7 protein-coding genes are annotated in these 13,788 nt (G+C 61.2%); 4 read left to right on the top strand and 3 right to left on the bottom strand.

Features of this window, described 5'->3' with window-relative positions:
* Nucleotides 1–340 precede the first annotated feature (340 nt).
* On the bottom strand, nt 341–1,441 hold the full coding sequence (locus PQR53_RS01740; RefSeq protein ID WP_408450841.1) for a helix-turn-helix transcriptional regulator: 1,101 nt from the start codon (nt 1,439–1,441) through the stop codon (nt 341–343).
* Nucleotides 1,442–1,827: 386 nt separating this feature from the next.
* Here PQR53_RS01740 and PQR53_RS01735 point away from each other — a divergent pair, with 386 nt between their 5' ends.
* The 3 genes from PQR53_RS01735 (at nt 1,828) to PQR53_RS01725 (ending at nt 10,786) form a co-directional block, all read left to right on the top strand.
* The gene (locus PQR53_RS01735; protein WP_408450840.1) at nt 1,828–6,333 is read left to right on the top strand and encodes a putative Ig domain-containing protein; all 4,506 of its coding nucleotides are present in this window, start codon (nt 1,828–1,830) and stop codon (nt 6,331–6,333) included.
* A gap of 145 nt (nt 6,334–6,478) precedes the next feature.
* Complete coding sequence (locus PQR53_RS01730; RefSeq protein ID WP_408450839.1) at nt 6,479–9,412, top strand: hypothetical protein; 2,934 nt, start codon at nt 6,479–6,481, stop codon at nt 9,410–9,412.
* A gap of 51 nt (nt 9,413–9,463) precedes the next feature.
* Nucleotides 9,464–10,786 carry an HNH endonuclease gene (locus PQR53_RS01725; protein ID WP_408451156.1) on the top strand — a complete coding sequence of 441 codons (1,323 nt, stop codon included), beginning with the start codon at nt 9,464–9,466 and terminating at the stop codon, nt 10,784–10,786.
* A gap of 55 nt (nt 10,787–10,841) precedes the next feature.
* On the opposite strand, the gene PQR53_RS01720 is transcribed toward PQR53_RS01725, so the two are convergent.
* On the bottom strand, nt 10,842–11,588 hold the full coding sequence (locus PQR53_RS01720) for an SDR family NAD(P)-dependent oxidoreductase (protein WP_408450838.1): 747 nt from the start codon (nt 11,586–11,588) through the stop codon (nt 10,842–10,844).
* Between the two features lie 185 nt (nt 11,589–11,773).
* On the opposite strand from PQR53_RS01720, the gene PQR53_RS01715 reads away from it, so the two are divergent.
* A complete protein-coding gene (locus PQR53_RS01715) occupies nt 11,774–12,697 on the top strand; it encodes a LysR family transcriptional regulator (protein ID WP_408450837.1) in 924 nt (307 codons plus the stop codon).
* Nucleotides 12,698–12,867: 170 nt separating this feature from the next.
* Here PQR53_RS01715 and PQR53_RS01710 read toward each other — a convergent pair whose 3' ends face one another.
* The gene (locus PQR53_RS01710) at nt 12,868–13,608 is read right to left on the bottom strand and encodes an SDR family NAD(P)-dependent oxidoreductase (protein WP_408450836.1); all 741 of its coding nucleotides are present in this window, start codon (nt 13,606–13,608) and stop codon (nt 12,868–12,870) included.
* Nucleotides 13,609–13,788 lie beyond the last annotated feature (180 nt).

Raw genomic sequence — 13,788 nt, 5'->3', positions numbered from 1 at the left:
GCGCCTTATTAAGGTTGAGACCGTCGCGTCATTATTGGATCGGGTAAATGACGGCACTCTTGCCCGTTGATTACAGATTCGTTATTGACCGGTAACGACCGGACCTTCGGCAGTCTTTGGCGAACGGATTGAATCGGTCGCGAGGGATCGCCCAATGGCACTTGATCCGTGAAGTGTCCGGCGTCGTGCGCGTCGGCAAAATTTGGCGCGTATTCAGGGTTAAGCTGATTGCGGATAAGACGGGCGCTCAGAGGTAAGTCAGCGTCGCCGCAGATACTTCTAAAGATTCATCTACGGGTGACAGTAAACCTGCTTGGTGACTTTCCTTGAATCCCGGCGGTTAGCGAATCCCTTCCCCGGCTCTGGCATGCAATAACCCGGCCGTGCCCGGATGAGGTGTGCGCAGGTCATCGCCATACTGGCGGATTTCCTGCGGCGCGAGGCCGTACACACGCCGAAACGTCCGGGTGAAATCCGAGGCGCTCCTGAAGCCGTGAGCATAGGCGATGTCCTGCACCGGAATGCCGGGCCATGCGACGAGTTCGGCAGCGGCGCCGCGCAAGCGTGCATGTCGGATATAGGTGCCCAGCCCCCCTTCATGCTGAAAGAGGCGATAGACCGTGGGTCGCGAAAGGCCCAGCAACGCCACGACGCGCTCGGGTGAAAGATCGTCATCGTGCAGGTTCGCCTGCACGTAGCGGCGCGCCTGGTCGAACGCCATGGCCCGCGCGAGCGCCATGGCCCGCGCGAGCGCAGGCTTGCTGCCCTTCAACCCCGCCTGCTCGCCGAACGCGTTTGCGATCAGCATCACAATCTCGCGCAGGACCCGGTGGGCCTCATCGGGCACCATGTTCCGGATGTTGGATGCGAACGACAGGACGCGGCCGACGAGATAACGGACCTCGGGCAGGCGTGGCGAGAGCATGCGTCCGTGCAGCGCCGAGGGGTCAGGAAACACGTCGTGCAGCAACCCACCCGGCAGGAAAATCGTGGCATGCCGGCAGGGCGCGCGCCTGAACTGCACAGGCTGGTCGAGATCGACGGCGAAGATGCCACCTTCGAGCGGCGTGCCCGTGCGTTTGCCCGGATAGACGAGTTCGCTGCCGGGCACGCTATCGAAAAACACGTGAAAGACGATGCTGCGCGCGTTGTCCTGGGAGATCCGCGCGATCGTCCGGTCTTGCGTGATGCGGTCGGTGTAGCAGTCGGCGAACAGGAATTCACCCACGGCGTAGCGGTCGAGCCAGCCGAGAAACGGTTGTCCGTGCCCCTCCCGTTTCGTGAGGAGGTCGACAACGCCGATCATTCGGTCGCACCACGTCAGCAGCTGCTGATGGACCGGCAGCGCACAAACGTCGAAATGCTGGTGCGCAATGTCGAGCTTCTGAGCTGCGCCGAGGGTGACGGGCAGGTCCTGAAAGTGAGTCTTGACGACGGACATGTTGAAGATTGCGGCGGCCGGAAGGTGTTGGTGCGATCAAGCAGTCAGGATTGTACGAGCTTCTTTGGACATACCGGTCGGCGAGACCCGGAACGTCAGGCCTGCAGTTAAATCTGCCAGCGCCAAACCACGCATCCGCTATCCATGCATCGTGCGTGAGTTCGCCCGATACCTTGGACCTGAAAAATTGAGACGGACGGTCAAGTGCCCGATTTAGTCGCCGTTAGGATCCGGCGTCTTTCCTCTCCTGTCCTCAAAATTTCCGTTTTGTTGCCGATAAGACGTAGGTAAGCGGTGTAAAGCTGAAGCGCAAGGCAGGTGGGCTTGGGCGGGAACGAGCCTGCTTGAGCAGGATATTACTAATTATTTACCGTACGTTATAAGTCGTGAAAGATATCGGGGTGGCGTCAAAGGCGTGGTGGCACTGCACGCGTGGAGCAGGCAATCAGATCGCGCTGCGCGTGTTGCTTGGACTGGTTTTTCTCGTGCTGCAGTTCGAGACGTCATCGGCGTTCGCCTTGTCGGCCGCCTGCACGGCGATCAATTCCGCGAGCACGACATCGTACTCGGGCAATTTCACCGGCAGCCAATTTGCGGCCGGCGAATCGGTGACGGTGAGCTTTACCGACAGCGGGGCGAACGCCGGGGGGGCACAGCCCGCCGCCGATTACGTCATGGTCGAGCCGGGGTTTGGCAACGGCGAAATCTACTACAGCAGCTCACCTAATACGGGTTTCAACACCTATTCGACCGGAGCAGCGAATCTCACCTCGACTGGCCTCTTCGTCCACCTGAAGACAGGCACCTATATCACCGGCGTGACGTTGACCTGCACGGGCGGGGCGGCGCCCGTGGCCGGGAGCGTTTCGGCGAACGTCGCAGCCAACAGCACGAGCAATCCAGTCACGCTGGCGATCAGCGGCGGTACGGCCACGTCGGTTGCCGTCAACACCCAGGCGTCCCATGGCACGGCCACGGCGTCGGGCACCGCGATCACCTATACGCCTACGACGGGCTACTCGGGCACCGACAGCTTCACCTATACCGCAACGAATACCAACGGTACGTCGACACCTGGGACTGTGAGCATCACGGTTACGCACCCGGCACTCACGTTCTCGCCCGCAGCGGGCACGCTGGCCGGCGGCACGGTGGGCACCGCCTGGAGTCAGAACGTGAGTGCCGCCGGTGGCACGAGCCCCTATACGTATTCCGCAACGGGATTGCCGCCGGGGCTCTCCATCACACCAGCGGGTGCGATCAGCGGGACGCCGACGACCGCCGGCACCTATAACGCGACCATCAGTGCGACCGACGTGTACGACGCCACGGGGTCCGTCGCCTACACGATCGTGATTGCGGGTGCGGCGCCGGTTGCAGGCGCTGTTTCAGCGACCGTCGCAGCAAACAGTACGAACGACACCATTGCGCTGGCGCTCTCGGGCGGCGTGGCGAATTCCGTCTCAGTCGTTTCGTCGCCGACTCACGGTACCGCGACCGCATCTGGTACGTCGATCACCTATACGCCGACGGCTGGCTATTCCGGCAGTGATAGCTTCACCTACAACGCGACGAATGCTACCGGCACTTCGTCGACTGCGACGGTGACCATCACGGTCAGCGCTCCGACATTGGCGCTGACACCTGCCGCCGGTGCACTCGCGAACGGAACCGTGGGCACGGCGTACAGCCAGACAGTGAGCGCTTCGGGCGGCACCTCGCCGTACATCTATGCAGCGACGGGTCTGCCCGCCGGCCTCATCATCAATACATCGACCGGCACGATCTCCGGCACGCCGACAGCATCGGGCAACTACACGCCGACGATCACCGCAACCGACTCGCACGGTGCGACGGGTTCGGCAAGCTACACGATCGCAATCACAGTACAGGCGCCGGTTGCAGGGAGCGTTTCGGCGACCGTTGCGGCCAGCAGCACGAATAATGCAATTGCGCTGGCGCTCTCGGGCGGCGTGGCGAATTCCGTCTCGGTCGTTTCGTCGCCGACTCATGGTACGGCGACCGCATCTGGTACGTCGATCACGTATACGCCGACCACCGGCTATTCCGGTAGCGACAGCTTCACCTACAACGCCACGAATGCTTCCGGCACTTCATCAACTGCCACGGTGACCATCACGGTAAGTGCCCCGACATTGGCGCTGACACCCGCGACCGGTGCACTCGCAAACGGAACCGTGGGCACGGCGTACAGCCAGACGGTGAGCGCTGCGGGTGGTACCTCGCCCTATTCCTATGCAGCGACGGGTCTGCCCGCCGGCCTCAGCGTCAACGCGTCCAATGGCACGATTTCCGGCACGCCGACCACGGCAGGCAACTACACGCCGACGATCACAGCAACGGACTCGCACGGCGCGATGGGTTCGGCAAACTACACGATCGCAATCGCGGTACAGGCGCCGGTTGCGGGTCCTGTTTCAGCGACCGTCGCAGCCAACAGTACCAACGACCCAATTGCACTGGCGCTTTCGGGCGGCGCGGCGAGTTCCGTCTCGGTCATTTCGACGCCGACTCATGGCACGGCGACCGCATCCGGTACATCGATCACGTACACGCCGACCGCCGGCTATTCCGGCAGTGACAGCTTCACCTACAACGCCACGAACGCTACCGGCACTTCGTCGACGGCCACAGTGACCATCACGATCAACGCCCCGACATTGACGCTCACACCGGCCGCCGGTGCACTCGCGAACGGAGCCGAGGGCACGGCATACAGCCAGACGGTGAGCGCCTCGGGCGGCACCTCGCCGTACATCTATGCAGCGACGGGCCTGCCCGCCGGCCTCATCATCAATACATCGACCGGCACGATCTCCGGCACGCCGACAGCATCGGGCAGCTTCACGCCGACCGTCACCGCCAAAGACGCCCACGGCGCGACGGGTGCCGCGACCTACGCGCTCACGATTGCACCGCTGCCGCCCGTGGCCACTCCCGTCACGGCGACGGTTCCCGCCAACAGCACGAACAACGCGCTGCGGCTGGTCGTGTCCGGAGGCGCAGCGACATCGGTCGCGATCGTCAATGCCGCGCGCCACGGCCTCGCGACGGTGGCGGGCACAACCATCACCTATACGCCGAACGCAGGGTACTCGGGCACGGACAGCTTCACGTACAGCGCAACGAACGCCTCGGGTTCATCCACGGCCACGGTGAATATCGCGGTGACGGCGCCCACGTTGACGGTGACGCCCGCGTCCGGCGCTTCGCTGAACGCGACGACGGGCACCGGTTATACGCAGACCGTCAGCGTCGCGGGCGGCACCAGTCCGTACCGCTTCACGGCGAGCGCGCTGCCCGCGGGGCTCAGCATCGACGCGACGACGGGGACGATCTCGGGCACGCCGACCGCCACCGGCACCACCACCTTCACGATCGTCTCGACGGATGCCAATGGTGTGCAGGTGCAGGCCCGCTATACGCTGACCGTTTCCGGCGTGGCGCCCGTCGCAATCGACCGAAGCGCGACGCTCTACGCGGGACAGACCACGAGCGTGAATCTGACCGACGGGGCGAGCGGCGGCCCGTTCACAGGCGCAGCGATCGTCAGCGCGCCGAGCGCGTCGCAAGGGGTCGCGACGGTGAGCGTCCACGGCGGTGTGTACACGCTGACCTTCGCGGCATCGGCGCACGCGAGCGGGGCGGTGCTGGTCCGCTACACGCTGACGAACGAGTGGGGCACGTCCACGCCGGCCACCGTGACGCTGCAGGTTACAGCGCGCCCGGACCCGAGCAAGGACGCGGAGGTCATCGGCTTGCTGAACGCGCAGGCGCAAAGCGCCGAGCAGTTCGCCAACGCGCAGATCGGCAACTTCAACGACCGGCTCGAGCAGTTGCACGACGAACGCACGCGGCACGACAACGCCTTCAACGTGCAGGTCGGCATGCCGCAATCGCCGGCACAGCAGCAGGGCGCGCGCGCGCCGGCCAGCGACGTCCAGGCTGCGCCGTCCGCATCGGCATCCGCATCCACATCCGCGAACGCCAGCCGTCAGGCGACCCAGGACGCGAACGCGCCGACGCTGCCCCGCTGGATTGCCAACGACAATCTCGCCGTGTGGACCGGCGGCTTCGTCAACTTCGGAACATCGGACAGGGACGCGGTCCAGTTGAGCCATACGCTCGTCGGCCTGAGCGCGGGTGCGGACTATCGCTTCCTGCCTTCGTTCGTGGCGGGTCTTGGCTTCGGCTATGGACGCGACGTCAGCGACGTTGGAAGTTCCGGTACGCAAAGCAAGGGTGAGGCGTTCAGTGCGGCTTTCTACGGAAGCTTCCACCCGGGTCCTGTCTACGTGGATGGTTTGCTGGGCTACAGCCATCTTGACTTCGACAGTCGACGCTACGTGTCGGAGACCGGCGTGTTCGCCAATGGCAGCCGTGCCGGGGATCAGGTCTTCGGCGCCTTGAGCTCCGGTTACGAGTTGCGTTCGGGCAGCGTGCTGGTCGCGCCGTATGCGCGCATGCAGTTCTCTTCGACGACGCTCCAGCATTACGCGGAAACCGGCGCGGGCGCCTTCGATCTTGCGTATGCCGATCAGCGACTCACCACCGTCTCCGGCGTGGCAGGCCTGCGCGGCGAGTACGCGGTTCCCGCGTCCTGGGCGGCGATCAAACTGCGTGGCCGGATCGAATACAGCCATGCCCTGACTGGAGCGAGCACCGCGCGGTTGGGCTATGCCGATACGGACGACAACTCCTACGCAGTGAGCGTGCTCGGTCTGAGCGAGAACCAGTTGACCACGGCCGTGGGCATCGACTTCCTGTTGCCGTACGGCTTGACCACAGGACTGACCTATCAGGGCACGTTCGGGATGAGCGATCACACACGAAATCACACATTCCTCGTTCGGGTATCGCAGCGGTTTTGAGCCAGTAGAAACGTCGGCCGGCGCATCGCCCGGCCGATCGCGCCGGTCTCGTGTGCTTCCGGGCGCGCGGTGCCGGATGTCGTCGGGTGCCCGTGACTGCATCGCCGTCGCATGGGCGCGCCCTTAACACGGAACAATCGAGCACATGACGCAAACTGAAAAACACGCCCCCACGACGATCGACGAAGACCAGGACGCCGCGCTGAAGGGCCTTTTGAGTATCGCAGACAAACTCGGCATCGAAGACCAACCCAAGCCCCCGGTCAAGCCGACGCTCGAGGAGCAAGCGGTCGAGATCAGGGAGAAGGAGTTCGCAGCGGAGATCAACAAGAAGAAACGATCGGTCGCTCAGGAAGAGAAGGAGGCCAAGGATAGGCGCTCCCAGCTACTCAACGCTGTGCGTGTGTCCGCGCCCGAGATCAACAAGCCACTCGTCGAGACGTTTGAAAGGCTGAGCCTCGAGAAACATCAGTTCGCGCAACGGGAGCTTGTCAGGCTGTTCCAGAACGACGCGCAGCTTCAGAACTCACTGGACTTTTTTGATCTGAGCCTCGCGCAGAGAGAGGATCTGCTGGACCGAATCGGTTTCTACAAGGGCATCGTCATCGATCACAGTCTGTCGAACCCAGTCGAGACGGGCTTCCGGGAGGTTCTGAAGCGACAGGATGATCCGCTCGACGGGCCAGGCACAGGTCCGTGCGAAGCCGCCACGCTGCTGTATCGGAAGCCGAGCTTTTCGGGCTATTTCGAGAACTATTACACCTCGTCCGAATCGCTGCATCAGGTTCAGAAAAACGGCGTCACCAACATCAAGGCATCGCTCAGCGTGGTGGCGGGAACCGCTGCTACGGTCGGGGTCGGTGCCTCCGCGGCATATCACAATGCTGAAAAGGAAGGCGGGGGCGAACTCGCGAAGAAAATCTACACCACCGCCAATTTCTTTCTGCCAAAGGTCGAACTCTCGTTTGACGAGTCGAAGCCCTGTGCGAGCGATGAATTCACGCACGCTTGTGAACAGGCGCTAGCCAGGCAAACCGTCGATACACGCTTTTCCGCGCTGCTCGCGGTGTTAGCGAGCTTCGGCCACTTCGTCTCGACGCAGACGCTTGTGGGTGGGCGGCTATTCGCGACCGACGTCAAGGAGTTCACGGGGACCGAGAGCGATTCCAGCATGACAACCCGCTTCGCCGGACAGATCAAGGTGGGGCTGCAGACCTACAGCGCCGAGGTCCAGGCTGAAGTCTCGGCCGAGCACGGCACGCAAAACGATAAGCGCGCGAAAAGTACGACGGAGACACAGACATTCTCCATTCACGCGGTCGGCGGAGAGGGCACGGTCGTTGAGCAAGCCGGCCGGTGGGCGGAATCCCTCTACGAATACAAGCGTTGGGCTGCCGTCCAACGGGAGAAGCTCATCCCCAGCATCGAGGTGCTTGGGAAAGACTTGCGCGAGCTGGCGTGGGCCACGCTGCAGGAATACGCCAAGGCCCATACCGCGATGCATCTGGTCGAGGAGTGTCATGCCTACTTCCTGTTCTACGGTGCGTACGACGTGAGCGTGGGCAGGCTTGCACAGCCGGATCTCGTGACAATCCGAAACCTGGCCAGCAAGCGTTGCCTGTCGATCGCGGGTGAGACGCCTCAAAGCGGAGGGCTGACGGGCAAAGTGTTTGACGGAACGCGTCAGGTCGTCTGGCGTGTCACCGCAGACGGACATCTGGTCAGTGCGGTGCCGGTGACTAGTGGGTTCCCTGGGCGCAAGCGCAATGTCGATTTCGCGCTGACAGTCGTTACGGAAAAAGCCAGGACCACCGCAGAGAAGGACTCGCGAACCGTGGGGTTGCGAGTCTTGGGCTCCTCCGATCGACAGGGGTGGGCGTTTACCGGCGGCGGCGAAATATATAACACCGCGATTGGCCCAGACTATGTGCTCAGCATGACGCTGACGGGCAAGGCAGAGTTCAAGGCCCGCACGGATGACGGGAGTGGTTCCCACCTGTGGGAAGTGGAACAAACAAACGTGTCGGACCTCGTCGCTGTTGCAAAACGCGAGCGCTTTGCGAAGCTGGTGCACCCGAGTGGTCTGGTGCTCTCGATCGAGGGAGCCGAGGCAAGCGACAAGACCTTTGGACGTCAGGAGCAACGCCGGGTGCTCCTGCAACCGGACATTGGCGGCCGGAATCAACTCTGGACGCTGACCGATGACCGCAAAATCCGCTCGGCGATCACGATTGCAGGTGAAGACCTCTCCGAACCTGGTGACGTTTTTCTAACCGTAGGTCAGGGCAACCGGGTCCTTGCGCAGGGACTGAATGGCGGCGCGCGCAAGATCGAACTCCGCAGCGACACCAAGGTTGTCGCATTGAATGATCTGAGCCAGGAGGTGTCGGTGGGCGCCCCGGCCGATATCAATTCGCCGGGCCAGGCTGTCGGACTGACCGGTGCGGCTAATGAGGCACTGAGCTACGTTGAGCTCGCGCCAAACGCCCGGCCGTCTGGATATTTGATGACGGTACCCACCGGAAGTCTGCAAAAAAGCGAATACATCGCAACAGTGGACAAACGTGAGCTCATCGTCGACGGTTATCTCGTCGGCATCGAGTTCATCGTGGAGCGTCGGGGTAAGGGGCGGCTCTCAATGGACGAATACTCCAGGCTGAGAATGCGCATCGATGCGCAAACTCAGGGTGGCGTTGTCAGCGTCACTGAAACGGATGAGCCGGATAAGGACGCTGTCGACAGGGACTGGCTCTACTTCAAAAATCCCAGGGGCGAGGTAGCGGTAGACGAGCGTTTCCTGATTCTGCCCGAGGGGCCCATTTACTCGATCAGGCTGATCACGCACGCGGGACCCGTCAAGCGGCTCGCTTTTGAATATCGGGCGGTAAAGGGCGGAGCGTGGCTCGGACTCTCGGCCGACCACGCCAACGCGGTGCCGCTTGACACGACAGAGCTCAGGGCGCCCGCCGGGAGCGACTCAGAGGGCCAGTCGAAGTCGAGGATCAGGGCGATCGGCCTGGACTACGACGTCAGCGCCCGTACCCTCAGACCCAAGGTATTGCGCCGGATCGTGGGGTAGGACGTCCGCGTTAAAACGTGAAGACCGAGGGGACGCGTCTCGTTGAAGGGCGTGCCCCGAGGTTTGTTAAAAAATCCGGGAAGTCGCGGCAAGCTTGCGTGGCGACTGTCCGTATCCGCATTTTCGGGCACAGAGATGGCGACCAGAGAAGAGACCCACGATAAGTTTTATGGTTACGAGTTAAAAGCGTTTCCCACGCAACACGCCGAACTGAAGCAGGCATCCGGATTCGCGCCGGACGTTCGCTCCTGGTTCCTCGGTACCTTGCCGGAATTTACGATTTCCAAAGAGGTTAAGCTCACAATTTGTCCCTGGTGCTTCGGCGAGGCCGGTCCTCGCTCCACCCAGATTGACCATGTTGTGCCGAAGGCCGTGTACCTGCGTTATCGACTATTTCGTGAGCGAGAATCACTGATCGCGCTCATGGAAGAGCACGACAAGTCTCACTCCGACAGAGTGTCGAGACTCCGGGCGTTTCTTGAGGGGTGTCTTCAAGACCAAAAAAACCTCGTCGCTTGTTGTACCCCGTGCAACAACAGAAAACGAAACACCTTGTTGCCCCTATGGAAAATTGCGAACGCCGACGAAACGCTTGGAAAAGATAGTGAGGATTTTCGAGGCAAGATGAAATGGGTGAGTTCGATCCTTCTCGACTTGCATACGCCTCGCGCGACAGAATATGAAAAGCAGGTAATTTCATACATGCGCTTTGGACCCGGCTTCTCCTCAGGAATGAAGACGCGAAATTCGGAGTCGGGCTTATCGGAGTACTTTGAGCAGGCCGAATATATATTGAGCGGCTGGCTCGCTGTCGGATCGGCTTTCCCCAACACGCTTCCCCTTGTAGCTGATGAAGTGCTGAATGGGCAAAGTGCCGTCTGGTCCGATGGTTACACGGGAAAACTGTGCTTCTACTGTCTAGGGGTCTATCAGGATCATGCGTTCCAGATTGATCACATCGTCGCGCAGAAGAAAGAAATGACAGTGCTCACGAACAACAAAGATAAAAATTTGATACCGGTGTGCAGACGATGTAACGCTACCAAATCCGACGGACGGCTGACACTGGCCTTCCTGCTAAACCGGATAGGCGAGAGACTTCGTCAACGCGGCCCCGGCATTGAAAGTTCGACGTTCTTTGATGTCGATGGGTTCTATCGTGATGATGGAACCCTTGATGTTTTGAGGATACTCGAAGCAGGGATACTCCAGCAGGTTGCGGTCCTTGGCGGTGTTCTTGGAACAAATCGGCATGGCTGGAACGCGATAATGGAAGAGTGGCGACGCGAGTTCGCCGTGGAGTTGACCGTTCCAGCCATGCAAGATGGTGCGCCCCCGGGTGGCCCGACTCAGATGGAAGAAGAATTCCAATAGCCGTAGTTTCCAGGGCGGCGGAAGTGGTACGCGTCAAAAGTCGAATCGGCGACCGTCAACTCGCCGTCTTGCCGCCGTTTACTCTAATGATCTGTCCGGTGATAAACGCTGCCTTGTCCGACGCGACAAAGACGACCGCATTGGCGATTTCCTCAGGCGTGGCGCCCCGCTTCAGCGGTACGGCGGAGTAGAACGCTGCGCTCTTTTCGGTTGAACCAGCGAGGCGGTCCAGCATTGCTGTCTCGGTCGGTCCAGGCGCGACCGCATTAACGCGGACACCGTAAGCCGCAGCCTCGATCGCGGCGGACTTCGTGATCCCTTCCACAGCGTGCTTGCTGCCCGCGTAGAGCGAGAGGTTGGCAGCGCCGCGCTCTCCGAGCGTCGATGAGATGTTAATGACGTTCCCACTACCCTGAGGCTGCATGACACGCAAAGCGTGTTTCAGTCCCCACAGCGTTCCCAGCACGTTGGTGTCGAACAGCGCTGTGTAAGCGTCGGCGGATACATCGGTAACGGGGCCTGGCTTGCCCTCGACGCCCGCATTGTTGACGACGACGTCGAGCCGGCCGAAGCGCGCCACCGCCGTGTCAACGAGGTTGCTCACTTCTTCCTCGCGACGCACGTCAGCAATAACGAACTCGGCCTCGGCACCGAGGCGGCGCAATTCTTCTTCCAACGCTTTCCCCTCGGCCGCTCTGCGACCCGATACGACCACCTGTGCCCCGTCCTGCGCAAAAGCGATCGCCGCGGCTCGGCCGATTCCCGTCAGGGCGCCGGTAATTAAAACAACACGATTCGTCACGTTAAGTCCTCAGAGGTATGGGTTGACCGTTGCTGCCCGGGTTCGCATAGCGTCGTCGCCCGGCCAGATTCGCGGTCAAATTCTGGGTTGAAACTCACATAGGGCTTAAGCGTAGAATGTTTCGGCCGTCCGGCATAAGACTTTGTATATCTGGCGCCATAGTTGGCAGGCATGGAGAGGGAGCAATGGAGCTTCGACATCTTCGCTACTTTGTCGCTGTTGCGGAGACGGGTAGCTTCACGACGGCGGCCGAACAGCGACTGCATACGGCCCAGCCTTCCCTCAGCCGTCAGATCCGCGATCTTGAAGAGGAAGTGGGTGTTGATCTGCTGATACGCGGCGCCCGCGGGGTTGAATTGACGGCGGCAGGTCGCGCTTTTCTTGAGCACGCTCGTGGAACGTTGGCCCAAGCGGAGTCCGCCATTGAAGCGGCTCGACGGGCGGCGCATCGTTTAAAGCCCGTATTTGCGCTTGGATTCCTCACAGGGCAGGAGATCGAGTGGTTGCCGGAGGCGATGCGCGTTCTGCGCGACGAACTTCCTCAAATCGAGGTTACAGTCTCCAGCCAGTACTCGCCGTCGCTTCGCGATGCGCTGGTGAAAGGCGATCTCGACCTCGCATTCATGCGACCGGAGCCGAACGTGCCGGACCTGGAGTACCGGCTTGTTGTCAAGGAGCCGTTGGTTGTGGTTTTGCCAGGTGATCACCCTCTCGCGGCTTGTGAAAAGATCGGTCTTCAGCAATTCATTGGCGAGACGTTCATCACTGTTTCGCACACCGCTCCCACTGTGCGGATCGTTATCGATGAGTTTATCTTGCAGTCGGGCCTGGACATACGTGCAAGCTACGAAGTGGATAACCTCGCGATGGCAGTGTCATTGGTGGCATCGACGCGCGGGCTCGCGTTGCTTCCGTGTTACGCCACGAACATCCTTCCCTCGTCGGTGACAAGCCGTCCGCTTGCTGTTGACCCGCCGACTATCGACCTGGTCATCGGCTATAGCAGAACCAACACTTCGCCCATACTGAGTTTGTTTCTTTCCAGAATCGACCATCTGCTCGCCCGCTGCAGATCGATCGCGGCCGAAACTCGCGCATCGGTAGGATAGCTGCCACGACACAGCGCGGTTGCTCCACGTGAGTCGGTCGACGCACCCCCGCGGTCCGGTGACTATGCGGGGCTTTAACGGAGAGCCGACTGCTTTAGCTCATCAACTCTCCGTTGCGTCCGCACGGACGTCGCCCCTCTTCAAATCCCTGCGCCGAACACGCCCCCGGCTCAGGCATTCATCCCACCATCAACCGTAAGATTCGTCCCGGTAATGTACGCGGCCTCCGGCCCGGCAACGAACGCCACCATCGCGGCGATCTCCTCAGGGCGACCATAGCGATCGAGCGCTGTGGCGGCCTTCTGCGGCACCGCCCAATCGCCCGAGGCGGGGTTCAGGTCTGTATCGATCGGCCCCGGTTGGATGTTGTTGACCGTAATGCCCCGGCTTCCCAGTTCTCTGGACAGCGCCTGGGTGAACATCCTGACAGCTGCTTTCGTGGCTGCGTAGGGCACCAGCCCTGGGGTAATGGCGCGCTCGCCCACCGCCGAACCGATCATGATGATGCGGCCACCCTGACTCAGACGCTTCAGCGCAGCCTTGGTCGTAGCGAACACGCCGCGGATGTTGATGTCGATTACTCTATCCATCTCCTCCAGCGTCGTGTCTTCGAACGGTTTCGGAATGGCCGTGCCGGCGTTGTTCACCAGCACATCGAGCCGGCCGAAGGTCGCAAAAGTTTTTTCAACCGCAGCCTCGACCGCTTTAACGTCGGCAGCGTCGGCCTGGATCGCAACAGCCTTTCCGCCATTGCGTTCGATCTCTTTGACCACGGCCGCAGCCGCGCTCTCGTCCTTCGCATAGGTGAGGGCCACGCTTGCGCCATCCGCGGCCAGACGTTTCGCGATTGCAGCACCGATGCCGCGTGAACCGCCCGTTACGAGGGCCACTTTCTGAGCCAGGTTAGACATGTGATTTCCTAAGGTTTTCGTGAGCGATTCATCGCGTCACGGATTCGGTTGATGATTCATTGACCGTTATCTTTGTCCGGAGCATTTTTAGAACGAACACCTTCCCGGCTCTCACACAATCACTAAGATCGACGAAGACCGCCTATGCGTACTTCCACGCGTCGACGGTCATACACGCCT

The organism is Paraburkholderia fungorum, assembly GCF_046027605.1.
GTDB lineage: Bacteria > Pseudomonadota > Gammaproteobacteria > Burkholderiales > Burkholderiaceae > Paraburkholderia > Paraburkholderia fungorum_F.
Note: the sequence above shows the minus strand (reverse complement) of the source record. Positions and strands in the feature narration are given on the sequence as shown.